The 23,513-nt window shown below is 61.7% G+C and carries 22 protein-coding genes and 1 tRNA gene; 12 read left to right on the plus strand and 11 right to left on the minus strand.

The genetic code is table 11. The annotated features are described in order from the left end of the window. The first annotated feature begins 157 nt into the window (after positions 1 to 157). The gene (locus tag BLV09_RS18595; protein WP_146688389.1) at positions 158 to 541 is read left to right on the plus strand and encodes a tautomerase family protein; all 384 of its coding nucleotides are present in this window, start codon (positions 158 to 160) and stop codon (positions 539 to 541) included. A 43-nt stretch (positions 542 to 584) separates the two neighbouring features. On the opposite strand, the gene BLV09_RS18600 is transcribed toward BLV09_RS18595, so the two are convergent. From BLV09_RS18600 to BLV09_RS18630, 7 genes are all read right to left on the minus strand, one after another. Then, positions 585 to 1,280 carry an ABC transporter ATP-binding protein gene (locus tag BLV09_RS18600; RefSeq protein ID WP_100387164.1) on the minus strand — a complete coding sequence of 232 codons (696 nt, stop codon included), beginning with the start codon at positions 1,278 to 1,280 and terminating at the stop codon, positions 585 to 587. Further along, positions 1,280 to 2,035: an ABC transporter ATP-binding protein gene (locus tag BLV09_RS18605; protein ID WP_146688390.1), complete on the minus strand. Its 756-nt coding sequence runs from the start codon at positions 2,033 to 2,035 to the stop codon at positions 1,280 to 1,282. The genes BLV09_RS18600 and BLV09_RS18605 overlap by 1 nt, the downstream gene beginning before the upstream one ends. Beyond that, on the minus strand, positions 2,032 to 3,315 hold the full coding sequence (locus BLV09_RS18610; RefSeq protein ID WP_146688391.1) for a branched-chain amino acid ABC transporter permease: 1,284 nt from the start codon (positions 3,313 to 3,315) through the stop codon (positions 2,032 to 2,034). Before BLV09_RS18610 ends, BLV09_RS18605 begins: the two co-directional genes overlap by 4 nt. Further along, positions 3,312 to 4,262, minus strand: a complete 951-nt coding sequence (locus BLV09_RS18615; RefSeq protein ID WP_197685074.1) for a branched-chain amino acid ABC transporter permease — start codon at positions 4,260 to 4,262, stop codon at positions 3,312 to 3,314. The genes BLV09_RS18610 and BLV09_RS18615 overlap by 4 nt, the downstream gene beginning before the upstream one ends. Positions 4,263 to 4,300: 38 nt before the next feature. Continuing rightward, complete coding sequence (locus tag BLV09_RS18620) at positions 4,301 to 5,548, minus strand: branched-chain amino acid ABC transporter substrate-binding protein (RefSeq protein ID WP_146688393.1); 1,248 nt, start codon at positions 5,546 to 5,548, stop codon at positions 4,301 to 4,303. Between the two features lie 251 nt (positions 5,549 to 5,799). Next, on the minus strand, positions 5,800 to 6,750 hold the full coding sequence (locus BLV09_RS18625; RefSeq protein ID WP_146688394.1) for a Bug family tripartite tricarboxylate transporter substrate binding protein: 951 nt from the start codon (positions 6,748 to 6,750) through the stop codon (positions 5,800 to 5,802). A gap of 17 nt (positions 6,751 to 6,767) precedes the next feature. Then, positions 6,768 to 7,988, minus strand: a complete 1,221-nt coding sequence (locus BLV09_RS18630) for a CaiB/BaiF CoA transferase family protein (RefSeq protein ID WP_146688395.1) — start codon at positions 7,986 to 7,988, stop codon at positions 6,768 to 6,770. An 80-nt stretch (positions 7,989 to 8,068) separates the two neighbouring features. Here BLV09_RS18630 and BLV09_RS18635 point away from each other — a divergent pair, with 80 nt between their 5' ends. The 6 genes from BLV09_RS18635 to BLV09_RS18660 all read left to right on the plus strand — a co-directional run bounded on the left by BLV09_RS18635 (position 8,069) and on the right by BLV09_RS18660 (position 14,756). Next, positions 8,069 to 8,971: a LysR family transcriptional regulator gene (locus BLV09_RS18635; RefSeq protein WP_146688396.1), complete on the plus strand. Its 903-nt coding sequence runs from the start codon at positions 8,069 to 8,071 to the stop codon at positions 8,969 to 8,971. 83 nt (positions 8,972 to 9,054) lie between these two features. Continuing rightward, complete coding sequence (locus BLV09_RS18640) at positions 9,055 to 10,245, plus strand: alpha/beta fold hydrolase (RefSeq protein ID WP_244549145.1); 1,191 nt, start codon at positions 9,055 to 9,057, stop codon at positions 10,243 to 10,245. Between the two features lie 138 nt (positions 10,246 to 10,383). Further along, the gene (locus BLV09_RS18645; protein ID WP_146688397.1) at positions 10,384 to 11,583 is read left to right on the plus strand and encodes an LLM class flavin-dependent oxidoreductase; all 1,200 of its coding nucleotides are present in this window, start codon (positions 10,384 to 10,386) and stop codon (positions 11,581 to 11,583) included. 176 nt (positions 11,584 to 11,759) lie between these two features. Beyond that, complete coding sequence (locus BLV09_RS18650) at positions 11,760 to 13,109, plus strand: MFS transporter (RefSeq protein WP_146688398.1); 1,350 nt, start codon at positions 11,760 to 11,762, stop codon at positions 13,107 to 13,109. 19 nt (positions 13,110 to 13,128) lie between these two features. Continuing rightward, a complete protein-coding gene (locus BLV09_RS18655; protein WP_146688399.1) occupies positions 13,129 to 14,007 on the plus strand; it encodes an SDR family NAD(P)-dependent oxidoreductase in 879 nt (292 codons plus the stop codon). Further along, entirely contained in the window at positions 14,004 to 14,756 is a 753-nt protein-coding gene (locus BLV09_RS18660; RefSeq protein ID WP_146688400.1) for an SDR family NAD(P)-dependent oxidoreductase, read from the plus strand. The genes BLV09_RS18655 and BLV09_RS18660 overlap by 4 nt, the downstream gene beginning before the upstream one ends. A 117-nt stretch (positions 14,757 to 14,873) precedes the next feature. On the opposite strand, the gene BLV09_RS18665 is transcribed toward BLV09_RS18660, so the two are convergent. Together BLV09_RS18665 and BLV09_RS37340 are read right to left on the minus strand one after the other, a co-directional pair. Further along, positions 14,874 to 15,635 (minus strand): IclR family transcriptional regulator, encoded by a 762-nt coding sequence (locus BLV09_RS18665; protein ID WP_167558786.1) that lies wholly within the window; start codon positions 15,633 to 15,635, stop codon positions 14,874 to 14,876. 26 nt (positions 15,636 to 15,661) lie between these two features. Continuing rightward, positions 15,662 to 15,973 (minus strand): hypothetical protein, encoded by a 312-nt coding sequence (locus BLV09_RS37340; protein WP_167558787.1) that lies wholly within the window; start codon positions 15,971 to 15,973, stop codon positions 15,662 to 15,664. Between the two features lie 280 nt (positions 15,974 to 16,253). Here BLV09_RS37340 and BLV09_RS18670 point away from each other — a divergent pair, with 280 nt between their 5' ends. The 4 genes from BLV09_RS18670 (at position 16,254) to BLV09_RS18685 (ending at position 21,488) form a co-directional block, all read left to right on the plus strand. Further along, the gene (locus BLV09_RS18670; protein ID WP_146688402.1) at positions 16,254 to 17,342 is read left to right on the plus strand and encodes a hypothetical protein; all 1,089 of its coding nucleotides are present in this window, start codon (positions 16,254 to 16,256) and stop codon (positions 17,340 to 17,342) included. Between the two features lie 206 nt (positions 17,343 to 17,548). Beyond that, the gene (locus tag BLV09_RS18675; RefSeq protein WP_146688403.1) at positions 17,549 to 20,326 is read left to right on the plus strand and encodes a xanthine dehydrogenase family protein molybdopterin-binding subunit; all 2,778 of its coding nucleotides are present in this window, start codon (positions 17,549 to 17,551) and stop codon (positions 20,324 to 20,326) included. 14 nt (positions 20,327 to 20,340) lie between these two features. Then, the gene (locus BLV09_RS18680; protein WP_433994430.1) at positions 20,341 to 20,874 is read left to right on the plus strand and encodes a (2Fe-2S)-binding protein; all 534 of its coding nucleotides are present in this window, start codon (positions 20,341 to 20,343) and stop codon (positions 20,872 to 20,874) included. Then, positions 20,871 to 21,488: an Isoquinoline 1-oxidoreductase subunit gene (locus tag BLV09_RS18685; protein ID WP_174556555.1), complete on the plus strand. Its 618-nt coding sequence runs from the start codon at positions 20,871 to 20,873 to the stop codon at positions 21,486 to 21,488. Before BLV09_RS18680 ends, BLV09_RS18685 begins: the two co-directional genes overlap by 4 nt. A gap of 206 nt (positions 21,489 to 21,694) precedes the next feature. On the opposite strand, the gene BLV09_RS18690 is transcribed toward BLV09_RS18685, so the two are convergent. Both BLV09_RS18690 and cpdR read right to left on the minus strand, forming a co-directional pair. Then, positions 21,695 to 21,769, minus strand: a tRNA-Val gene (locus BLV09_RS18690). Positions 21,770 to 21,863: 94 nt separating this feature from the next. After that, positions 21,864 to 22,223, minus strand: a complete 360-nt coding sequence (gene cpdR / locus BLV09_RS18695; protein ID WP_006610087.1) for a cell cycle two-component system response regulator CpdR — start codon at positions 22,221 to 22,223, stop codon at positions 21,864 to 21,866. A gap of 304 nt (positions 22,224 to 22,527) precedes the next feature. Between cpdR and BLV09_RS18700 the strand changes: the two genes are divergently transcribed. Then, positions 22,528 to 23,415, plus strand: coding sequence for an N-formylglutamate amidohydrolase (locus tag BLV09_RS18700; protein ID WP_100383909.1), 888 nt, complete (start codon positions 22,528 to 22,530; stop codon positions 23,413 to 23,415). Positions 23,416 to 23,513 lie beyond the last annotated feature (98 nt).

Below are 23,513 nucleotides of genomic sequence, written 5' to 3' on the forward strand. Positions count from 1 at the left end.
GTCGCCTTGCGTAACGCCGTGCAATTGCAAAGGCTTTTCTGCTTCTCGTTGCCAGTCGCCATGTTTTCCGCTCCGGAAATCAACCTTGCTATTATTTGCATATGCAAATATATCTGTTATTGCTTGCATATGCAAGTAATGATCAATGGAGAGACCGATGCCCCTGGTACGTATCGACCTTCAAAAGGGAAAAGACGCAAAGTACCGGCAGAAGGCCGGGCAAATCGTTTACCAAGCCATGGTTGAAGCCACCGGCGTTCCCAACAACGACCACTTCCAGATCATCGGCGAGCACAGCGCCGAAAACTTCATCTTCGACCCTGATTACCTCGGCATCCACAGGTCCAGCGATCTCATTATCGTGCAGATATTCTTCAATGAGGGTCGTTCGGTCGCGCAGAAGCAGGCGCTCTACAAGGCGATCGCCGAAGGGCTCTCCGCTTCGCTGCAGGTCCGGCCGGAAGATGTTTTCATCAGCCTTGTCGAGGTGAAGAAGGAAAACTGGTCTTTCGGCAACGGCGTTGCGCAATACGCGGCCTGATTTCCGCAAAACGCCAGCCGATGCCGATCGCCCTCGAGACCGCTCAAACCTCCAGCCACTCCTTGCGGACGGCGGAATTCTCGCCGAAATCGGCCGGCTTTCCCTCGAATACAATCCTGCCATGGCCCATGACGTAGAGCCGTGACGAGATCTTGAGGGCGATCGCGAGTTTTTGCTCGACCAGCAGAACCGAAACGCCGCGCCGCGCGATCTCGGCCAGCAGTTCGCCGACCTGCTCGACCAGCTTGGGCGCCAACCCTTCGGTCGGTTCATCGATCAGCATCAGGTCCGGATCGCCCATCAAAGTGCGGCACATCGTCAGCATCTGCTGCTCGCCACCGGATAACACGCCGGCCGAAGTATCCTGCCGCGCCTTCAGGTTTGGAAACAGGCCGAATACGTCTTCAAAATTCCAGCGGCCGAATTTGCCCGAGCGCTTGAGGCCCAGTTCGAGATTCTGGCGTACCGTTAGCGTCGGAAACACCTGCCGATCCTCCGGCACATAACCGATGCCGCAATGCGCGACCTGGTCCGGGCGCAGACCGGCAATGTTCTGGCCGCGAAATTTGACAGTGCCCTGGGCTGCGACCAGCCCCATGATGGACTTGCAGGTGGTCGACCTTCCGACACCGTTACGTCCCAACAGGCTGACGATCTCACCATCGCCGACATGAAGCGCCACGCCATGCAGGATGTGGCTCTGGCCGTAATAGGCATGGAGATCGCTGACTTCGAGGATCATGCCGCGTCCAACGTACCAAGATAGGCTTCCTGAACCGCGGGATTGGCGCGCACGGCCTGCGGCGGCCCCGATGCGATCACCCGGCCATAGACCAACACGGTAATCACGTCGGCAAGGCCGAACACCACCTTCATGTCGTGCTCCACCATCACGAGGGTCTTGCCTGCGGAAACGCGGCGGATCAATTCGACGGCGTTGTCGGTCTCGGTGTTGCTCATCCCCGCGGTCGGCTCGTCAAGCAGAATGACGGAAGCACCGCCCGCGATCGTCATGCCGATCTCGAGCGCGCGCTGATCGGCATAGGATAACAGTCCCGCTGCGGTGTCGCGGCGCGAGGCGAGGTTCAGCTCTTCCAGCATCCGGTTGGTGCGCTCGGTCAGCTCGCGCTGAAGCCAGAGCGGAGTCCAGAACGAGTAGCGATGGCCCATGCTCCACAACAGCGCGCAGCGCAGATTTTCGAACACCGATAATCGGTGGAAGATCGAGGTGATCTGGAAGCTGCGCGACAGGCCCATTCGGTTGATCTTGTGCGGCGGCAATTGATCGATCCGGGTGCCGTTCAGCAAGACCTCGCCGGTGGACACCCGAAAGCGCCCGCTGATCAGATTGAACAGCGTGGTCTTGCCCGCTCCGTTCGGGCCGATGATGGCGTGACGCTCGCCCTTGGCGATATCAAGGTTTACGCCGCGGATGATTTCGAGATTGCCGAACGCCTTGCCGACATTCCGCAGGCCGAGCGCGACGTCGGTCATGCCACGCTCCGCTGCGGCTTGAGTTCGAGCATCAGACTTTCCCAGACGCGCCGGAACGATTGCGCCTCAAGCCGCAGCCAGAAAATCCCGACCAAAAGACAGGCGGTCGCCGACAGCCACGGAAGAGCGGCGTGAATGTCGATCTTGCTGCCGAACAGGATCAGCGATTTGCCCTGCGCCGCACCGATCGTGAGGAACGATGTCAGTTCCACCAGACCGACAAAGCCAAACACCATCAAAATGCCGGGCGCAACGACCCTGAGATAAGGCACCGCGAGCCGGCCTAGCCGCCCGGCACGGACGATCGGAGCGTGGGCCATCACCAGACCCATGATTCCGCTCGGCGCAAAGATCACCATGGTGATGAAGAGCACGCCGACATACACCAGCCAGGAATTGGACAGCAGACTGACGCCGCTTTGCAGCAGCGTAATCAGGACCGCGCCCAGGATCGGACCGCCGAAGGCGCTGGATCCGCCGATATAGGCCATCAGCAACGCGTTGGCCGAAAGTGGTGCTGCCAGCGCGTCGAAGGTCACGATCTCATAGGTGATCGCGTACAGTCCGCCGCCGATCCCGGCAAAAAAGCCGGATAGCGCGAATTGCAGAAAGCGCACCATGCGCGGATCGTAGCCCACGAACTGCACGCGCTCGAAATTGTCGCGTGACGCATTCGCCATCCGGCCGAGCGGCGTCATCGTCAAAAAGAACATCGCCAGCGCCGACAACAGCGTCCACGCGAGAATGAGGTAATAGACCTCGATGCCGTGGGCGTATTTGAGACCGAACAGGCTGTGGTCGATCATGCGGTTGGTGTTGACGCCGCCCTCGCCGCCAAAGAAATGATGAAACATCAGCGCCGAGGTGACCATCAACTCGCCGATCCCGAGCGTGATCATCGCAAACGCAGTCGCCCGTTGCTTGGTCGCCATATAGCCGAACACGATCGCGAGCCCGAGCCCGGACAATCCCGAAAGCAGCGGAACGATTTCCATCGGCAGCGGCAATTCGCCTGCGCCGGCCATGTTGAGAAAATGGATGGTCGCGTAGCCGCCAATGCCGAAGAAGGTCGCATGGCACAGCGAGAACAGGCCGGCCTGCCCGAGCAGCATGTTGTAGGACAATGCCAGGATGCTCATCATGCCCATCTGGCTCAGCATCGATACGACGAAACCGGAATGCCGCCCGGTGTGATAATTGTAGAACGTCCACGGCGCCATCATCGCCACGACAAGCAATGCAATCCAGATCCAGCCTTGTTTGAGCCCGCCTGCCTTCATGTGTCGCGCGTTCCCATCAGGCCGCGCGGCCGAAACAGCAGCATCACGATCATCATCGCGAACGGCAGCAGCGCACCGATGCGGGCGACCGGAACGGTCAGGATTTCCGTGAACAGATTGTCACCGGAGACCGCGATGCCGAGCGGCTTGATGAGATCGAGCAGCGAATAATTGATCACGACGGCGAAGGTCTGGATCAGTCCCATCAGGATGGAGGCGATGAAGCAACCGGCGAGCGAACCAAGACCGCCGAACACGACGACGACAAAGACAATCGGCCCCATCGCGTCCGCCATGCCCGGCTCGGTGGTTTGATAGTTTCCACCGATCACGCCTGCGAGCCCCGCGAGCAGACAGCCGCCGGCAAAGACGATGGTGAATACCCGGGGCACATTGTGGCCGAGCGCGCTCGCCATTTGCGGATGCGTCAGGGCCGCCTGGATGACAAGGCCGATGCGGGTTTTCTTCAGCAACACCCATGTCGCCACCAGCATACCCACGGAAACCAGCAGCATGAAGCCGCGATAGGCCGGGAAGTTGGCGCCATAGATGGTGAAGAGCGGAAAATCGAGGCTCGGCGGCACGCGATACGCCATCGGCAGCATGCCCCAGATCATCTGCACGCCACGCTGGACGATGAACACGAGGCCGAACGTGAACAGTAGCTCGGCGATATGCCCGTTATGATGAACGCGGCGCAGGCCCCACACCTCGATGGCGGCGCCGATCAGCCCGCAAAGGATCGGTGCGATAATGAGGGCCGGGAAGAAGCCGATGAACCGACTGACGGTGAATGCCAGATACGCCCCGATCATGTAGATGCTGGCATGGGCGAAATTCAGCACGCCCATCATGCTGAAAATCAGCGTCAATCCGCTTGCCAGCATGAACAGCAGCATGCCGTAGACCAGACCATTGAACAGGGAAACGAGGACTATCTCCATGATCGCCTCGTTCCCCCGTTGCTCGACCTCTCAGGCGGTGCTCAATTTTCCGGCCGCTTCATCTTGCAGATCGTCGGCAGCGTGAGATCGGCGGCACTCGCCGTCATGATGTTCTTCCAGCCGAAACCGGTGTGTTCGGAATCGAATTTCACGTCCTTGCTGAAGACGCCGACATAATACGGCATCAGCAACTGGTGATCTTCCTTCCGCATGATGTTTTCCTGGCCCACCAGATCCTTGTAGTGCATGTCCTCAAGCGCCAGCGCCACCTTCAGCGGGTCGGTCGAGCCGGCCTTGTTGATCGCGTCGGAGAGCATGTCGATCATGGTCAGGAAGTTGAGCGTCGAGAAATCGGTCTGATGGTCAACGCGCCAGTCGCTGGCGAGCTTCTCCGCCTCGGCGCTTTTCTGATCGACCGCGACGTTGCCGTTGAACTCCATCACCGATGTCAGGCGGTTCTCGCCGGCCGCGCCAATCGCGGTCGGGCCTCCGATCAGGTGCGCCAGGAATGTATCGAAACGTACATTGAGACCGTCATCGACCGCCGCCTTGATCAGCAGATTGAGGTCGCGGTTATAATTGCCGGTGACGACGCTCTGGGCACCGGAGGCCTTGATCTTGGCCACGTAGGGCGTGAAATCCTGCACCTTGCCGAACGGCATCAATTCGTCGCCGACAATTTCGATGTCGGGCCGCAGTTTCGCCAGCCATTTCTTGCTGTCATGCTGGATCGACTGACCGAACAGATAATCCTGATTCAACAGGTAGACCTTCTTCAGGTCTACCGGCAGCGATTTGATCCGCGCCGCCGCGCGCATATCGACGCTGCCCGCAAACCGGAAGTGCCAGAAGTCGCACTGCTCGTTGGTCAACTCGGTCGCCAGCGCGCCGCAGTTCAAATACAGGATGCGATTATCCGGATTGCGCGCGTTATGCTTGGACACGGCGTCGATCAGCGCCGAGCCGACATTGGAGCCGGTGCAGTGCATGACGAACGGAATATTCTGGTCCGTCATGTTTTTCAGCGCGATCAATGCTTCGGCCGGCTGCAGCTTGTCGTCGAACGGAACAAGTTCGAACTTCCTGCCCAGCGCCCCGCCGGCAGCGTTCTTGCGCGCGATAATGAATTGAAAGGCTTTGAGAAATTCATCGCCACCGGAGGCGAAGGGCCCGGAGAACGGATCGGTATAGGCTAGCTTGATGGTTTCCTCGGCGACCGCCGGACGTCCAAAAGACAATAGCCCCAGGACCAGAAAAGAATAGCAAACAAGGCGCAAGCAACCGCTCATCGCGTCCCTCCCCTATGCCCTATCCATTTTTGGATAGATATTCTTTCTTGGATTAGAGAGTACATCGCGGATGAGGCGAGTCAATCGGCAGGCTTCACCGAAGGCCCAATCAACGGCTACGAATGGGCAGATGCTCTGGTTCGTCAGATCCGTCTGTCACATGACAGCGTGACGCTGATCGCGCTCTCCGCACCAACGAAGCCGAGCTGCGAAACATGTCATGCACATGCTGCCCGATTCGGATTTAATCGCTACTCGATTTTTAAACCGGACGATTTAACGGCCGCCGCCCAACGCGTATCTTCGCTTGCGAGAAATGCGCCGAATTCCTTTGGTCCCATGTCGCGGGGGATGGCGCCCAGATTGGCAAACTTTTCGGCCATCTCGGGCGTTCGCATGACCTTGTTGATCGCAGCGCCGAGTTGGTCGACCCGCTCTTTCGGTGTCGCGGCGGCGACGACGATGCCGAGCCAGGCCGACAGATTGATTTCGGGAAAGCCTTCTTCCGCCAGGGTAGGCGTGTCCGGGAATGCCGGCACCCGCTTGGCATAGGCGCTCGCGAGCAGCCGCATCTTGCCGGCGCGGATGAAGGGCTCGGTCACGGCAACCGTATCCATGGCAACGCCGACGATGCCGGCCATGAGATCGTTCATCGCAGGCGGGCTGCCCTTGTAGGGGACGTGCAAGATCGTAATTCCGGCACGCTGCTTGAAGACTTCCATGCCGAGATGCGACAGCGTGCCGTTGCCGGACGAAGGATGCGCGAGCTTGTCCGGGTTCGCCTTGGCGTAGGCGATCAATTCAGGCACGCTTTTGATCGGCAGCGATGGATTGACCACCAGCAGCAACGGCAGATCGGCGACCAGCGCCACCGGCGCCAGGTCCTTGAAAGTGTCGTAGCCGACGGTTTTATACATATGCGGGTTGACAACCAGCGAGGCCAGCGGCGCTAGCACCATGGTGTGGCCGTCGGCCGGCGATTGCGACAGCGAAGCCAGCGCCATGCTGCCGCCCTGCCCCGGCCGGTTTTCGACGATGACGGTTTCGCCGAGCGCCGGAGCGAGCCGGTCAGCCAGCAGACGCGCCACCAGGTCGGTTGCCTGTCCCGGCGGAAATCCGACCAGGATATGCGTCAGCTCGGCGCTCCGCGCCTCGGCGAACGTCAAAACAAGAGCCATGACAGCCATCAACAATCGCCGCATGCCGCACCTTCCGTGAATTAAATGGTCCCAGCCTTACGCAGCCGCTCGATCTCCTGAACGTTCAGGCCAAGCGCGCCGTAAATCTCGTCGTTATGCTGGCCGAGCGAGGGGCCTGCGCGCCGCACCGAAACCGGGGTTTCCGAAAAACGCGGCACCACGCATTGCATGCGGACGTCGCCCAACTCTTCGTCGGCAACGCTCACGATCGCTTGCCGCGCGATGAAATGAGGGTCGGCGAAAATATCGGCCGCATCATAGATCGGTGAAAAGCCGACCTCGTGCGCCTGCAGGCGGTTGCGCAGTTCGTCCAGTGTGAGACGCGAGATGGCGTCGCTTACGATTTTATCGATCGCGTGATTGTTTTTCACCCGCGCGGGATTGTCGATGAAGCGGGCGTCAGAGATCAGATCTTCGAGTTCAAGCGCCTTGCAAAACCGCTCGAAGATGCTTTGCGTCGACGCCGCGATCGATGCCCATTTGCCGTCGGCGGTCGCATAGATATTGCCGGGCGCGGCGTACTGGCTGCGGTTGCCGCTCGCCACGCGCACGGCGCCAAGCTGGTCGTATTCGATGGCCAGGAACTCGAGCGTGCGCATCATCGCTTCGGCGACCGCGCAATCAATCTCCTGGCCGCGCGCGGCCGGATTGTCCTTGATGCGGTACAGCTCCGCGAGCACGCCAATGGCGCCGAACAGCCCGCCGATCGGATCCGAGATCGGGTAACCGAGATGCAGCGGCGTGCCGCCGTCCTCGCCGCACATCCGCGTAAAGCCGCTCATCGCTTCAAACACGCGCGCAAAGCCGGGGGTACTGCGATAAGGCCCGGTTTGACCGAAGCCGGTGACACGCAGGATCGTCAGCCGCGGATTGATATCCTGCAGCCAGGCCCGCGTAATCCCCCAGCCGTCAAGCGTGCCGCTGCGAAAGTTCTCGACCAGAACATCATGTTGCGCGACAAGGCGGCCAAGCAGCGCCTTGCCGTCGGGTTTACGCAGATCGAGCGTGATGCCCTTCTTGTTGCGATTGGTGACCTTCCACCATAGCGGGACGCCGTCCTTGTGCGGCGCAAGCCGACGCAAGGCGTCACCGGTCTCCGGCATCTCGACCTTGAGCACTTCGGCGCCGAGATCGGCGAGCAAGGTCGAGGCAAACGGCCCCGCGATCACCGTCGAAATATCGAGAATGCGCAGCCCAGTGAGCGGACCGGAAGGAGCGGTGGCGTCGAACGTTTCTGACATCCCTTATCCTACCGCCGCGCTATCCTATGCGATATGATCATATCCGATAAAACAGTATTACCGGATTGGCATATCCCGCCATGGATATCAAGCAGCTGAAAACCTTCGTCGATGTGGCGGCCAACGGCAGTTACGCGCGGACGGCCGCCATTGTCGGCATCGCCCAGTCGGCGCTCAGCCGCCAGATGGCGGCGCTGGAACGCGGCATCGGCGGCAGGCTGTTTCACCGCACCGGACGCGGCGTGGTGCTGACCGAACTCGGCGAGCGCATGTTGCCGCGCGCCCGTACGCTGGTCGCCGACGCCTCCGCCTGGGAGATCGCGGCCAGACAGGAACGCGCGGAGCCCCATGGCGAGGTCACGCTCGGGGTGGTGCCGGTCGCCTCGCGCGGGCTGATCGCCTCGCTCGCCGCCGAACTGCGCAACCACTATCCCGGCATTCGGCTGCGCGCGCTCGAGGCCTATAGCGGCCAGGTCGAGGAATGGCTGGGATCCGGACGCGTCGAGATCGCGATCTACAATCGCTACCGGCGCGGACGCGTCGCGAATGCCGAATCGCTGGCGCGCGCGGACGTTCATCTGATCGCGCGGCGCGATCACCCGATGGCGCGACGGCGTGAGCTCGCGGTTCGCTCCTTTGCCGAGATTGCTTTGGCGATGCCGGTACGCCCGAACAGCCTGACCAGCCTGCTGACGGGACTAGCTGCGTCACAGCATTTCGAGCTCGACATCCGCTTCGAAGCCGGCTCGACCCCACTGATCAAGGACGTGATGCTGGCATCCGACCTTGCCACGGTCTCGTCCCGCCATGTATTCGCACGGGAGATCGCGTCCGGCGAACTGGTCGCCATTCCCGTCGTGCGGCCAAAGATCGTGCAGACGACCTGGATGTCCCTGAGTTCGCAGCATCCGCCATCCGCCGCGGCTCAGATCGTAACGCGTCTCATTCGCCAGCTGGCTGCACGGCCGCGCGCGGCGAAGTAAGTGTTGAACCTCGCTTACAGACGCGCATGCTGCGCTTTTCCGGCAGCCAACGGGTCCGCGGGCGGTAAAAGGGAGTTTCACCGATGTTTTTCAATATGACGCGGTCGGTTAGCCGCATCGTATTCGCCGCGGCCGCCGCGTGCGGTCTGTTTTCCGAAATCGGGACAGCGAAGGCGCAGTCGGCTTTCTATCAAGCATCTGCTGCTGTCATCGCCGGGACGCCCGGTACCGTCATCCGCCAGGAGGCGATGTTTGGCGCACCCGCCGGCGCATCTGCCTACCGGGTGCTCTATCGGTCGACCACACCCGATGACGTGCCGATCGCGGTCTCCGGCGTCATTATTATTCCGGCGGGCGATCCTCCGCCAGGGGGCTGGCCGATTGTCGCCTGGGCTCATCCCACCACTGGAATCGTGCCGCGCTGCGCGCCTTCGCTTGCGATCTTCATCTTCCAGCAGATCGCCGGGAGCAGGGAATTGCTCGAGCAGGGCTATGCGATCGCGGCGACCGACTATCCCGGCCTCGGGACCCCAGGTCCGCATCCGTATCTCGTGGGAGAGAGCGAAGCGCGCGCCGTGATCGATTCCGTGCGGGCCGCGCGATCGTTTCCAGGCTTGGCCAATTCCAGCCGTTACGCGGTGTGGGGACATTCGCAAGGCGGCCAGGCCTCGCTCTTTACCGGCATGATATCGAAAAGCTACGCACCGGAATTGCAGCTCGTGGGCGTGGCCGCCGCCGCGCCCGCGACCGATCTGGCAACGCTGATGACCGACGACCTAAATACGTCGGGCGGCCGCAATCTCACCGCGATGACGGTGTGGTCGTGGTCGCGGGTGTTTCGCGCGCCGATCGACAGCGTTATAGCGCCCGCGGCAATGCCGACCGTCAACCTGCTCGCGACGGAATGCATTGAGTCGCTGTTCGACATTTTTGTCCGCAACAAAACATCGGAACCGCTGGCGCAGGAATTCCTGACGGTTGCGAATCCGGCCACGATCGAACCATGGCGATCGCTGCTCGTCCGCAACACGCCCGGCGTGCTGCCCAGCTCGCTTCCGGTATTTCTCGCGCAGGGATCGACCGATGGTCTGGTACGGCCGCAGGTGACGTTGGATTATATGCATCGCCTCTGCGAAGCGGGAAGCCGCGTGCGGATGCTCGTCATGCCGAACGTCAATCACGGCTTCGCCGGCCGTGATAGCGCCAGCGCGGCTGCCGGCTGGATGGCGGACCGATTCGCGGAACGTCCGGCCCCCAGCGATTGCCCCGGCTGAGCCGAATGGCCCGGAAACCGCCATTCCACATATGTGGAATTTTTTTACGCGTATTGGCGGGACGACGGCTCTCGCCGTAACCTGACGGCAAATGTCCTCCATGTCAGAGGATCGTCAGGGTTTGTCAGGGAAACGTTCATGAAAGTCTTCATCTTCGATCTGCTCGCCTATGGCGAACAACTCGACCATCTCAAGGTCGGCAGCGAGCTGCCCTACCCGTTGTCGAACCGTTACTTCAAGGCCGATGTGGCCGTTCGCACCTATGCCGAGCACCTCGAAGCCTGGGAAGAGCTCGACAAGCTCGGCTATGACGGCGTCGGCTTCAACGAGCATCACTGCTCGCCTTACGGGCTGATGAACTCGCCGAACCTGATGGCGGCGGCGGCCGCGCAACGAACGAAAAAGCTGAAGCTGCTGATTTATGGCAATCTGCTGCCGCTGCACGAACCGCTGCGGCTCGCCGAAGAACTGGCGATGCTCGATTGCCTGTCGAACGGCCGGCTGATCTCGGGCTTTGCCCGCGGCATTCCGCGCGAATACCAGGTGCACAACGTGCCGCTGAAGGATTCCCGCGCGCGTTACGAAGAGGCCTACGAGATCATCACCCGTGCCTGGTCGGAGGATATATTTTCCTACGAGGGAAAATTCTGGTCCTACAAGGACGTCGCGCTCTGGCCGCGCCCGGTGCAGAAGCCGGGTCCGGAAATCTGGATTCCGATCGTCGGCAGCAAGGAATCGATCGAGTTCGCCGGAAAGAAGAACGCCGTCATCACGCCGGGACTGGCGCGCGGCGGCCTGCAGGAAGACATCATCCGCTATTTCGCCAAATGCCTCGCCAACAATGGACATCAAATCACGCCCAATCATCTTTCGATTGCGTTGTCCGCCTATGTGGCCGACAGCAAGGCGGAAGCCGTGCGCGAATTCGCGCCCTACCACCTCTATTTCAACCGCACGCTGTTCAGCCACGGCAACTTCACGGAAACCGCCAAGCAACGCGACGCCGGTTATGTCTCGCAATCATCAAATGATTACGTGCGCCCGGAGAACATGAAGGCAGCGGCGGGGTTGCGCGAAGATTATCGCAACATGACGATGGCGGATTTCGAACGGCAGGCCGAGAACATGCCGCTCGGCACCGCCAAGGAAGTCACGGAACGCATCATCAGCGCCGCGGAGGCCGCTGGCGCCAACCAGGTGCAGATCAGCCTGAACCGTGGCGCGCTGCCGCATGAAATGTTCATGGAGCAGATCCGGCGCTTTGCGCGCGAAGTGTTGCCGGCGCTGCAGGCCCATGAAGTGCGTCGGGTTCCGCTTGGAGAGGACGTCGCGGCGTAACGGTGCCAATCCGCCGCGTTACCCGATTTGATCTCGGCCCATGGCAAACCGGTTTTGCCATGGGCCTGTTGTGCTGATTGAAGAGGACAGGCTTTTCGGACAATCATATAACAATAATAAAATGTGTGTCGGCCAAGGGGAACGACACCGCACTAAAAACCACAGGGAGGGTAGCCATGAGCGGTGAACTGCGGTCACCCGTCGAAGAGGCGCTGGAGAACCAGCCATTCGGCGCGTTGCAACTGCGCGTCGTTCTGCTGTGCGCGCTGGTGCAGGCGTTCGACGGGTTCGATCTCGGCACCATCGGGATGGCGGCGCCTTCGCTGTCGAAAGCATGGGGCGTCGCGCCACAGCTTTTCACTACCGCATTCGTGATGTCGAGCGTCGGCATTCTGGTGGGCGCGCTCGCGTCGGGTCCATTGGGTGACCGCTTCGGGCGCAAGCCGCTGCTCATCATCAGCGTCGCCTTCATTGGCGTCTTTTCGGTGATGAGTGCCTTTGCGTGGTCGATCCCCTCGATCACCGCCATGCGATTTATGACCGGGCTCGGTATCGGCGGTGCGATGCCGGTCACGGTCGCGCTCACCTCCGATTACAGTCCGATCAACCGGCGCGGCACGCTGATCATGCTGATGTTCTGCGGCAATACGCTCGGCGGCTTCCTTGGCGGGCAGCTCGTCGCGCAGATACTTCCGATCTACGGCTGGCAGAGCATCTTTTTCGCCGGCGGCATTCCACCGCTGCTGCTGATTCCCTTCCTGATGATTTTCCTGCCGGAATCGCCGCGGTTCCTGATCGTCCACCGCGCCGACGCGCCGGCGACACAGGATATCTTGCGGCAGCTCAACGTCAGTGCGCAGGCGGCGGCATCGAAAATGGTCGACGTCGCCAAGGGCAATCCGGTGGCGCAGCTCTTCACCGGCGGCCTGGCGCTGACGACGATCCTGGTCTGGATCGTGTTCTTTGCCAATCTCCTGAACATGTATCTGTTCAGCTACTGGATGCCGACGGTGCTGACGCTGTCCGGCCTGAAGCCTGAAAATGCGATCTTCTCGGCCAGCATGTTCCAGCTGGGCGGCATCCTCAGCACCGCGCTTCTCGGCCCGATGATCGACCGCTTCGGAGCGCCGCGCGTGCTGGCATGCAGCTTCGCATCCGGCGTGATCTTCATTCTCACCATCGGTCTGTACAACCTTCCCGCGCCCGTCATCATGATTCCGATCCTTGGCGCAGGGGCGGCCATGATCGGGAGCCAGCTCGGCGCCAACGCGATGGTCGCGGCGCTGTATCCGGCGCGGATCCGTTCGACCGGCGTGGGCTGGGCGCTCGGCATCGGCCGGCTCGGCGGCATCGCCGGACCGGCGATCGGCGGCACATTGCTGGCGTTCGGCCTGCCGCCAAAGCAGATCTTCCTGTGCGCCTGCGGCCCGGCGCTGATCGCCGCCTGCGCCACGGTTCTTTTGACCATGAAGGCCGCGCGGAATCGCGAAATCGTCGTCGCCGCACCGCAGACGCGGGCGGCTTGAACCGGATGCCGCTGAACCGATGATGGATTTCTCCGGCAAGACCGCGTTCGTTACCGGCGGCGCCAGCGGCATTGGTTTTGCGCTTTGCCGCGCTTTCGGTCAGCGCGGCATGAGCGTCGCGATTGCCGATGTCGAGGCGGAAGCGTGCGCGAAGGCGGTCGAAACGCTGCGCAATGAAGGTATCCGGGCAATCGGAACAAGCTGCGACGTGTCCGATCGCAACTCGCTTGCCGGGGCCGCGAACAGGACTTTTTCGGAATTGGGCAAGGTTCACGTCCTCTGCAACAATGCCGGCGTATCCCGCGCGGGGCCGATCGAAAGCATCGCCGCATCCGACTGGGAATGGGTGATCGGCGTCAACCTCAAGGGCCTGATCCACGGCCTGCAGATCTTTCTGCCGCACATAAAGGCGCATGGCGAGACTGGCCATATCGTCAACACGGCATCGATGAACGGCGTGGTGGGCGCGCCGCTCGCGGGGCCCTATAGCGCCACCAAATTCGCGTCCGTCGGCATATCCGAGGTGCTGGCCGCCGAACTCGAGGACAGCCTGATCGGCGTCAGCGTGCTGTGCCCCAGTTGGGTCAAGACGCGCATGCTCGACAATGGCCGCAATCGCCCCGCCCATTTCGGCGGTCCTATTTCGCTGGATGCAGACGGAGCCAATGCCGAGCGCAACAAGCGCTATGCCAAGGCGCTGGAAAACGGCCTCGATCCGGCCGACGTCGCAAAACTCGTGATCGAGGCGATCGAAACCCGCCGGCTGTATATCTTCACGCATGCCGATCGCCGCAGCGATGTCGAGCGGCGCTTCGAGCTGATGATGGAGGGTTTTGAGGCGTTGGCCGAGAAGCCGGCCGAACCGCCGCAACGTCAAGCAGAATCGAAACGGCGATGATGAATTTTTCCGGCAAGACCGCTTTTGTCACGGGCGCCGCCAACGGCATCGGCCTTGGCCTTTGCCGGGCATTGGCACGCAACGGCGCCAATATCGTGCTCGCCGATATCGAGCAGGCGCAGCTCGAAATCGCGCGCCGCGAGCTTTCCACCTTCAACGTCCGTACCCATGCCATCGAGGTCGACGTGTCAGATGCGGCCGCCTACGAGCGCGCCGCGGATGAGGCCGAAGCCGAGTTCGGCAATATCCATTTGCTGTTCAACAATGCCGGCGTGTCGCTGGGCCCAAAGCCGCTATGGGAGGTCACGCCGGAACAATGGGAATGGATTTTTGGCGTCAATATCCATGGCGTCCTCAACGGCATCCGCGTTCTGGTGCCGCGGATGCAAAGGCATGGCGAGGCTGGTCATGTCGTCAACACCGCCTCGATCGGCGGCCTGCAGGTTAACCCGAAGCTGCGCAATGGCTCCTATGCCATGACGAAATACGCCGTCGTCGCAGCTTCCGAGGCGCTGGCGCTCGATCTCGAAGGCACAAACCTTGGCGTTTCCGTGCTTTGCCCTGCCCCTCGTCGCCACCACGCTTCATGCCTCGTCGCGACGCCGCCCGGCGCGATTGGGCGGCGCTTACGAACGACCCGGCGCCGACATTGCGAAGGCCTGGCAATCCGCCGGGCTGTCTCCCGACGACGTCGGACGGCGCGTTCTCGATGCCGTTGCGCGCTCCGAGTTCTTCATCTTCACGCATGAAGAACCGCGGGCCTGGATCGAAGCGCGGCATGCGCGGCTCCTGGCGGGCTTTGATTCGATCGCACGCTACAACGCCGGCGAAGGCACGAGCTGACCCGGCACCTCGATTGATCGGGGTTAGTCGATCGCGCCAGAAAAATGCGACAGCCGCGCGCTCTCGGCGCGAAGCGCGGCAAGGATTTTGGTCAAATTCTTCTCGATCCGTTCCTGCGGACCGGCCACCCCGATCGCAAGCCGCCGGTGTGTGGGTGGCGTCGGCATCATCATGCCGATAACGCCGACGCCGCGCGTCACCATCCCGCGCGACAGGCAATAGCCGTCGCGACGGACCTTTTCGATTCCGGCCTTCAGCCGATCGAGCGACGACACGCCGCGTTCGATCTTTTTCAGTTTGACCGTTCGCCGGTAGATCCGCGCGATATCCTGGTCGGTCTCTTCACTCAGCAACGGCCAGCCGACGCCCGAGTGCACCAGCAAAACTTTCGTGCCCACCATCGTGTAGTACTGCAGCGGTTGCCTGGCGCGGATGATGTCGACGATCTCGACATAGATGTCCGTCACCGTCCCCAACAGGATGGTTTCTCCGACCTTGCGTCCAATCCGGCGCACCGCTTCCTGAACCGGTCCGGTCTCGTAATTTTCCGATGTCACCCAGCCGCCGAGCTGCGAAAGCCGCAGCGTCGGCAAATAGGCGCGCGAGGTGCTCTCGAACGACAGGTAATTCAGTTGCGCCATGGTCTTTAACAGCGCCGCCGCGCTCGAGGTCGGCATGCCCAGCGCGTCGACGACATCCTTCAGCCGGAGCGGACATTGCCGTTCGCGGAATAATTCGAGAATATCGAAAACCCTGCGTGCTGATTTCGTCAGTTCGTTCGACATGGCCCCAAGGCTGCTCCCCGAGGCTGCTACGGCGCGTATTCGATGTGGGCGCGGATCGAATGACTGGCCTGGTCGATCCAGCCAAATTTTTGCACGGCCGCGATCATGTTCGACAGGCCCTCCTGCCACCACGCTTCCGATTTGAGCGACGGCCATTCGCGCAGCGCCTTTTCGGAAATCCAGGCATGCTCGCGATCGCTGCTGACAGCCATGTGCCCGAGCAGCTCGGCCTGCGTCGTGCCGTCAAGCGAACCTTCGATGCGAACCGAGAACGCCCGAAAATTGCTGACGTCGTCGATTTCGATGGAGCGGCTTGAGGCAATAATGCGAATGATCATGGTTTAGTTCTCAATCCTCAGCCAGTCCTTCCGACGGCGAAAGCCGTGCGCCGCTGCGACGCTTGGTGCGTTGCGGGACAGGGTCGAATAACACCATCTGACCGCGCAACCGAGCGAAAATCTGTCGCAATACGTGAGTTGCTTCAACCCCGTCATAACCATCCGCACCACCACGACGCACATAGGCGACTCTCGCGTGCGCCGTTAACGATGGAATATTAACGACTGCGAGTGCTTATCCACCAGAGTTCACGGGCAAAGCCGTGCGAGGAGTGCAGACATGAAATTCTATTCCAGCCTGGCTGTCGTCGCGATGCTTTTGAGCAGCGCGGCAGCTACGCGCGCGCAAAACCTTCCGTCCTACATGGCGCCAATCTCCGGCCTGACCACCACGACGCCGGCCGATATCGCGACCAAGGACGTGCTGGCGCTGAATACGGGCATGTTCGAACTCTATGGCGACGCAGGAAAGGTCTTTCAGGCCAATATCCTGGCCAAGCATCCCGTGATCCTCGGCCTGTTCTCCGGCTCCGGCGGACGATTTACGCTCTATCGTCCCGGCATGGCGCCGCTCGACGCACCGCAGGTGCCGGTCGTCTATCAGCTATTGAAATCGGTTGGTCACAGCACGATGGCGCTGGCGGAGGTTGTCGGGCCTTATCTGGATAATCCCGCCAATACGTCCTGGCGCGGATCGATGCTGGCGTATCGCAGCCGGATGCAATCGGCGCTCGACGGCCTGGACACGACGCCGATGCAACCCGAGTGGCGCGACAACAATCGCACCATCCTGAAGAACAACATTGCATTCATGGACGATTGCGTCGCCAAGGGCGTCATCGCTTTCTCGTCTCTGGAAGCCTTCGGCAAGAAGCAGGCGCCTTATCTGGCTAAAAACGTCGCTTGGGCGGCGCAGACCCAGGTCAATCACTGGATGACCGTGCTTGCGGACTGGAAAACCATGCTCGGGCCCGACTGGGACAAGGCCTACGCGGCGAGCAACACGATCTATGTCGCGCGCCAGAACAACGTGCTGTTTAGCGTGCTGGCGCAGTTCTTCCCCCCGGAAGCGATCAACGACCGACTGTTGCTGATCGAGACGGTCTCCTTCACGACCACGCAGGCCGACATGCTGGATTCGCTGACCCGCATCATCGCCGATCGCTCCGTCGGCTCGCTGTTCTTCGGCAACTACCACTTGATGGACTATGAGCTGATGGGGGGTGATGCGCGCGCCGCGATCATTGCGGAAAGCGGCAAACGGGGAATGACGCCGTTCCTTCCGCCGGTGGTGCCGTTCGGTTCGCATCAATGGCCGACTTTGGTGACGCCGGGACCGGGTCCCGCATCGATCGCCGACCTTAAATAATTCCGGACGGCGCGCGATACCTGTCGGGGCAGGATCGCGCATTGTCCCCTCGCTCGTGCGAACCGACGCGATCATTGGTTGTAAACGTCGCGCACTATTCTACTGTTCGCAACGAATCAATCTTAACCGTTGCGGGCTTAGCGTGGCGCTTGCCTGTAATTGATTCCTGCGTCGGTGCCCCCGGCGGTTTGACCAAAGGCGGAAATATGCGGCCCTCGCGACGCGAGTTCGTGAAGTGGATAACGGCGAGCGGAATTTCGCTCAGCCTGTCGCGGCTGGCGGCGGCCACCGAAACCGGCTTCGACGCGCATGAGACGCTGCCGGGACGGCAAAACTGGAATCCGGCAGCCAAGGGCCTCGGCCGCATCGACGGCGTCGCCAAAGTCACGGGATCGAAACTCTACGCCTCCGATTATCGCGCTGCGGATATGCCGGGCTGGCCGAAGGCGACTTCGCATGCACTGCTGGTGCGGGCGCCGGATGCGACCCATGTCTATATCGGCATGGACCCCGCCCGGCTATCCGGAGCGCTCAAGCCTTCGGTGATCGTGACCGCGGCCGATCTGGAAAAAATCGGCACCCGCGTTCCGGAATTCTATACTGGCGACCTGTTCTGCCCGGTCGGCAAGACGCCGATCTATATGGGCCAACCGGTGGCGCTCCTGATCTTCGAAAAGTTCGACGCCTTCGACCAAGCGCGGCTGGCGCTGCGCGACGGGACGTTCGTCAAATTTGGCGAGGAAACCGGCCCTGTTAGCTTGCCCGACTACGGCACCTTTCGGTTCACCCGCGTGGCCGGCGCGACGCCCGACGCGCCCGATGTCTATTCGCCGATCCAGGCCGGCTGGGTCAGCCCAAAGCGTTTTCAGGATACGACGCTGCCGGTGTGGTCGCCGCTCGCCAGGGAGACCCAGCCTGCTTATGGCAAGGCCGCCGCGCTGGGCGACCAGATCCGCGCCGAACTCGCCGCGGACAATCCGGCGCTATTGGTACTGGACCGCGAGTTCGACACCCAATCGGTCGATCCGATGTTTCTGGAGCCGGAATCCGGCCTCGCCTGGTACAACAAGAGCGACGGAAAACTGGAACTGGTGATCGGCGTGCAGTCACCCTATGAGGCGGCGGAGTCGATCGCGTTTCTGTTGGGCAAGGCCCGCGCGCCGTTCAGGCCGGCGCATATCAAGGGCCATTTCGCCTATTGCGGCGGCGGCTTCGGCGGACGCGACCACACCTCGTTCATTTTTTACACCGCGCTGGCGGCGATGTTCTTTCCCGGCCGCCCGGTGCGCCTGGCGCATGACCGCTATCAGCAGTTTCAGGGCGGCATCAAGCGCCACCCGATCAATATGCGCAGCCGGATCGGCGTCGATCGCGCCACCGGCAAGATCACCGCTTTCGCAGCCGATCATGTGCTGGATGGCGGCGGCCTGAAGAATTTTTCCGCCAACGTCGCGGTCGTGGCCGCGACCGCGGCAATCGGCATCTATGACATTCCCAAGGTCGATGTCACCTCGGTGGCACTGCATACCCGCGGCGTCACCGCGGGCTCGATGCGCGGCTACGGCACGCTGCAAACCTTGACGGCACTGGAAGTGCTCATCGACGAAGCCGCATCCGCGCTGCCGCTTGACCCGATCGAGTTCAGGCGGCGCAACGCGCTGAAACAGAACGGCCGGACCATGGTGGGAAATCCGTACAGCGTCTCGGTCCGCACCACCGAGATCCTGGACAAGCTCGAAAAGCATCCGATCTGGACGCAGCGCGCCGGGGAGAAGGCGCGCGTACAAACAAAGGATACGCTGGTCGGCACCGGCGTCGCCTGCGTCACCAAGGATTACGGCACCGGCGGGGATAGTTCGAACGGGCGCGTGGAAATCAGCCCCGAGGGGCGGATTTCGATCTATTGCGACCATGTCGAGATGGGCAACGGCATCGGCACTGCGCTGGCCAACCGGGTGGCGCTCCATCTCGGTGGCGTCGCCGACGAGATCGCGGTGGCGCAGGTCGGCGCCTTCGATGCACTCGCGCTGGTCACATCCGGCGATCAATACACCATGGACCAGAAGACGCAGGACGCCGCCGAGAAGAATCCGCATTGGGTGCCGGCGATCTCTTCCCCTACCAGCGCCTCGATCGGCGCCCATGTCGGAACCCATGCGTCGGCCGAGGCCGCGCGCATCATCTTCCGTTTCGGCCTGTGGCCGGCGGCGCTGGAACTGTGGCACATCGCGCCGCACGATCGGCGTGCCAAAGATTGGGCCAAAGCGAGCTGGCAGGATGGACAACTTACCATGCCGGGCCAGACGCCGCTTTCGTTGCCGGCGCTGGCCGCAACCGCGCATGCGCGTCATTTCGTGACCGGCGCGGTCACCCACAGCTTTTCCCGCTGGGCCTGGTCGCGCGCGCGCTTTCCGATTGGCGGCGAACAATTCACCGCCGAGATCGATGCGCTGGCCTTGCGCAAGGGCGGCGGCAAATTCGCTGCCATCAAGCGAACCGGCGTCAAATTCCCGCCGACCCACAATAACCAGAGCGGAAACACCTACACCTCGATGTGCGGCACCTTGGTCCGGGTCGAGATCGAGCGCGCCAGCGGCGCGTTGCGCATCGCCAAGGCCTACAGCGTGTTGGAATGCGGCCAGGCGCTGGTGCCTGAGGTGGTGCTAGGCCAAGCGCAGGGCGGTTTCGCGATGGGCGTCGGTTATGCGCTGTTGGAAATGCTGCCACCCTACGAAGGCGGCCCCGGCAATGGACAATGGAATCTCGGCCAGTATCTGGTCGCGCGCGGATCCGACCTGCCGCTGCGCGACCTCGAAATCGAGATGCTGCCGCCGCTGACCCCGGACGAACCGCCGAAGGGCATGGCGGAAGTCGTGATGATCCCGGTGGTTCCGGCGCTTCTGAACGCCATCTTCGACGCCACCGGGCGCCGCTTCCAATCCCTGCCGGTGACGTCAAGCATGCTCAAGGGAGCACTCGCGTGACCACAGTGAACATCATGATCAACGGTCACGCGCACGGCCCGACGGATGTGCGGGACGATCTGACCATGAACGATTACCTGCGCGAATACCTCGGGATGACCGGCACCAAGTTCGGCTGCGGGGCCGCGCAATGCCTGAGCTGCGCGATCATTATCGATAACCCCGACGGAACGAGCTCCACCAGCCCGACCTGTATCGTTCCGGCGGTAAGCTTTGACGGAAAAGCGATCCGCACGGTCGAAGGCCACGCCAAGGACGGCGAACTGTCGGATTTGCAGAAGGCTTTCATCGAACATTTCGCTTTCCAGTGCGGTTACTGCACCGCCGGATTCCTCAATGAGGGGCAGGTTCTGCTGGAACAGCTGACGAAGACGCCGGTAGCGCGCGACGACCTTGAGAAAACCATTGCGGATGCGCTCGACAGCCACCTGTGCCGCTGCACCGGCTACATCAAATACCACGAGGCGGTGCGCGACGTGATCCTCGCGGATTCGAAGCGCTACCTGGTGGAAAACAAGGAGTTGAACTTAAGGGCAACGCGAAAATGAAATCCGAGATGCGGTTTCAGGTGCTGGTCTCGGCCGCGTCGCTGACGATGAGCCTGCTTACGGGTTACGCTTTTTCCGAGACCGCGCCGAACACGCTCGCCAGCCCGGAGAGCTTCGCTGCGATCAGCGACGTCGACAAACGGTCGGCTGCAATATTCACCGAGCTTGGCAAGGTCCTCACCAATCCGCGCTGCGTGAACTGCCATCCGGCCGGCGACCGCCCCCATCAGGGCAACCAGAGCCGGCTGCATCAGCCCCCTGTCACGCGCGGTCCAGACGGTCATGGCGTCGGGAACATGCATTGTTCGGTTTGCCATCAGGCGGCGAACTTCGAACCGGGCCGCGTGCCGGGCCATCCGGAATGGCATCTCGCGCCGCGTGAGATGGCATGGGAAGGCAAGACGCTGAGCGAGATCTGCGCCCAGCTCAAGGATCCCGCGCGCAACGGCGGCCGGAAGGTCGAAGATCTCGTCCATCACATCGGCGAGGACACGCTGGTCGGCTGGGCCTGGGCGCCCGGCTTCGGCCGCTCTCCTGCGCCCGGCACGCAGAAAGAAGCGGGCGCGCTGGTCGAGGCGTGGGTGAAAACCGGCGCAGCGTGCCCGGCTCCGTAAAAGGCTTGTCCGGCACTAGAAAATTAGCGGATCGCTACGCCACACGTCGCTGACGATATTTTCGCTGTTTGGCCATTCCCGGCGCACGAGCGCGTCGCGTCGCGTTTCGCAATCCGAGGCGCAAGCCTGCGAACAATCGCCGTCGGGCTTCCAGCGGTTGATCGAGTCAGCAGGATTCCCGAGCTTCGGAAACGATTTCACCGGAATGGTGGGCGCGACAGGGATCGAACCTGTGACCCCTACCATGTCAAGGTAGTGCTCTCCCGCTGAGCTACGCGCCCTAAAACCAGTCGTGTCGGGTGGGGTCCGTATATCGGCTCCAAGGCGGGCAGGCAAGGACGCTCACCGGCATCTTGGGGTTATCTGGGGGCCGAATCAGGCCGCCAGCATCTTGTTCACTTCGCTGACCAATTCGCGAAGGTGGACGGGCTTGGACAATACTTTGGCGTTCTTCGGCGCTTCTGAATCGGAGTTGAGCGCCACCGCGGCAAAGCCGGTGATGAACATGATCTTGATGTCGGGGTCGAGTTCCGAGGCGCGGCGTGCCAGCTCGATGCCGTCCATTTCGGGCATCACGATATCGGTGAGAAGCATCTCGAACGGCTCCTCGCGCAACCGCTGGTAGGCCGACATGCCGTTGTCGTGAGGGGAAACCTGAAAACCGGCATTTTCCAGCGCCTTGACCAGAAAGCGGCGCATGTCGTTATCGTCTTCGGCGAGGAGGATTTTGTGCATGGCGGTTGATCGTCGAATCCGAATAAGAGGATGAGCCCGTTCACTAAGCCCGACAGAGAGTAAATTTCGGGTGAAAAGGCTTAGGCCGCGGTCGGCTGCGCGCACCGCAATTTGTGGACCGGAACGCCGCGCAAAGCAATCGAGGCAAGTGTTTTCCGCATCTCAGAGACGTTCCAGCCGGTTTTGGATTTTTTTCGCTTGGCAGAATGGCTGTGATTACCGACAATGAGTCCCCATAAAACTTCCGTTTTTCTGGCAGAATCAAGACCTCCGGAGCAGCGGATTCCAGGGACGGCGCCCGAGGATGACCCAGTTGGAAGGCGAACTGTCGCCCCCGTTCGAGATCGTGGAGCCGGCCGCGTGGCGGGCGCCGATCATCTTCAATTCGCCTCATTCAGGCTCGGTCTATCCGCACGATTTCCTGAACGCGTCGCGGATCGATCTCGCCGCGCTGCGCCGCTCCGAAGATTCGTTCATGGACGAGTTGATCGAAGGCTTGAGCGAACGCGGCTTTCCGGTGATCCGGGTCAACTTTCCCCGCTCCTATGTCGACGTTAACCGGGAGCCCTACGAACTCGATCCGCGGATGTTCACCGGGCGGTTGCCGAGCTTCGCCAATACGCGATCGATGCGCGTCGCCGGCGGTCTCGGCACCATCCCGCGCGTGGTCGGCGACGGACAGGAGATCTATCGCGAGCGCCTCAGCGTCGACGACGCGCTGGCGCGGATCGAGGCGCTCTACAAGCCCTATCACCGCGCATTGCGGCGACTGATCAACAAGGCCCATCAGGCGTTTGGAACGGTGGTGCTGATGGATTGCCATTCAATGCCCTCGATCGGCGTGTCGCGGGACGAGCCGCGGCGGCCAGACATGGTGATCGGCGACCGCTACGGCACCAGCTGCGCGCCGCTGCTGCCCGACATGGTCGAGGAAACCATGCGCGCGCTGGGCTATTCGGTCGGCCGCAACAAGCCCTACGCCGGCGGCTTCATTACCGAGCATTACGGCAATCCCGCCAGCGGATTGCATACCGTGCAGCTTGAGCTCAACCGCGCGATCTATATGGACGAAAGGCGGCGCGAGCGCGGGCCGCGATTCGCACAGGTGGCCGCAGATTTCGCGATACTGGCCGATGCTTTGGCCGCCGTTCCGCTCGGCGATCTCGGGCCGTTCCAGGCGGCGGCGGAATAAAAGCGTTTCATTTCTTTCGTTATTCCAGATGCGTAATTCTGCATCGGAGGATTCCGGGTTCGCATTTCTTGCGCTCTGGAATGCCGGCCCAAAAGAAA

The sequence above is a fragment of the Bradyrhizobium canariense genome (assembly GCF_900105125.1).
GTDB lineage: Bacteria > Pseudomonadota > Alphaproteobacteria > Rhizobiales > Xanthobacteraceae > Bradyrhizobium > Bradyrhizobium canariense_A.

What these genes read in the sequence shown, in the direction of transcription:
- BLV09_RS18595 (WP_146688389.1), top strand. Translation starts at nt 158, where the DNA reads ATGCCCCTGGTACGTATCGACCTTCAAAAGGGAAAAGACGCAAAGTAC.
- BLV09_RS18605 (WP_146688390.1), bottom strand. Translation starts at nt 2,035, where the DNA reads ATGACCGACGTCGCGCTCGGCCTGCGGAATGTCGGCAAGGCGTTCGGC.
- BLV09_RS18610 (WP_146688391.1), bottom strand. Translation starts at nt 3,315, where the DNA reads ATGAAGGCAGGCGGGCTCAAACAAGGCTGGATCTGGATTGCATTGCTT.
- BLV09_RS18620 (WP_146688393.1), bottom strand. Translation starts at nt 5,548, where the DNA reads ATGAGCGGTTGCTTGCGCCTTGTTTGCTATTCTTTTCTGGTCCTGGGG.
- BLV09_RS18625 (WP_146688394.1), bottom strand. Translation starts at nt 6,750, where the DNA reads ATGCGGCGATTGTTGATGGCTGTCATGGCTCTTGTTTTGACGTTCGCC.
- BLV09_RS18630 (WP_146688395.1), bottom strand. Translation starts at nt 7,988, where the DNA reads ATGTCAGAAACGTTCGACGCCACCGCTCCTTCCGGTCCGCTCACTGGG.
- BLV09_RS18635 (WP_146688396.1), top strand. Translation starts at nt 8,069, where the DNA reads ATGGATATCAAGCAGCTGAAAACCTTCGTCGATGTGGCGGCCAACGGC.
- BLV09_RS18640 (WP_244549145.1), top strand. Translation starts at nt 9,055, where the DNA reads ATGTTTTTCAATATGACGCGGTCGGTTAGCCGCATCGTATTCGCCGCG.
- BLV09_RS18645 (WP_146688397.1), top strand. Translation starts at nt 10,384, where the DNA reads ATGAAAGTCTTCATCTTCGATCTGCTCGCCTATGGCGAACAACTCGAC.
- BLV09_RS18650 (WP_146688398.1), top strand. Translation starts at nt 11,760, where the DNA reads ATGAGCGGTGAACTGCGGTCACCCGTCGAAGAGGCGCTGGAGAACCAG.
- BLV09_RS18655 (WP_146688399.1), top strand. Translation starts at nt 13,129, where the DNA reads ATGATGGATTTCTCCGGCAAGACCGCGTTCGTTACCGGCGGCGCCAGC.
- BLV09_RS18660 (WP_146688400.1), top strand. Translation starts at nt 14,004, where the DNA reads ATGATGAATTTTTCCGGCAAGACCGCTTTTGTCACGGGCGCCGCCAAC.
- BLV09_RS18665 (WP_167558786.1), bottom strand. Translation starts at nt 15,635, where the DNA reads ATGTCGAACGAACTGACGAAATCAGCACGCAGGGTTTTCGATATTCTC.
- BLV09_RS37340 (WP_167558787.1), bottom strand. Translation starts at nt 15,973, where the DNA reads ATGATCATTCGCATTATTGCCTCAAGCCGCTCCATCGAAATCGACGAC.
- BLV09_RS18670 (WP_146688402.1), top strand. Translation starts at nt 16,254, where the DNA reads ATGAAATTCTATTCCAGCCTGGCTGTCGTCGCGATGCTTTTGAGCAGC.
- BLV09_RS18675 (WP_146688403.1), top strand. Translation starts at nt 17,549, where the DNA reads ATGCGGCCCTCGCGACGCGAGTTCGTGAAGTGGATAACGGCGAGCGGA.
- BLV09_RS18680 (WP_433994430.1), top strand. Translation starts at nt 20,341, where the DNA reads ATGATCAACGGTCACGCGCACGGCCCGACGGATGTGCGGGACGATCTG.
- BLV09_RS18685 (WP_174556555.1), top strand. Translation starts at nt 20,871, where the DNA reads ATGAAATCCGAGATGCGGTTTCAGGTGCTGGTCTCGGCCGCGTCGCTG.
- cpdR (WP_006610087.1), bottom strand. Translation starts at nt 22,223, where the DNA reads ATGCACAAAATCCTCCTCGCCGAAGACGATAACGACATGCGCCGCTTT.
- BLV09_RS18700 (WP_100383909.1), top strand. Translation starts at nt 22,528, where the DNA reads ATGACCCAGTTGGAAGGCGAACTGTCGCCCCCGTTCGAGATCGTGGAG.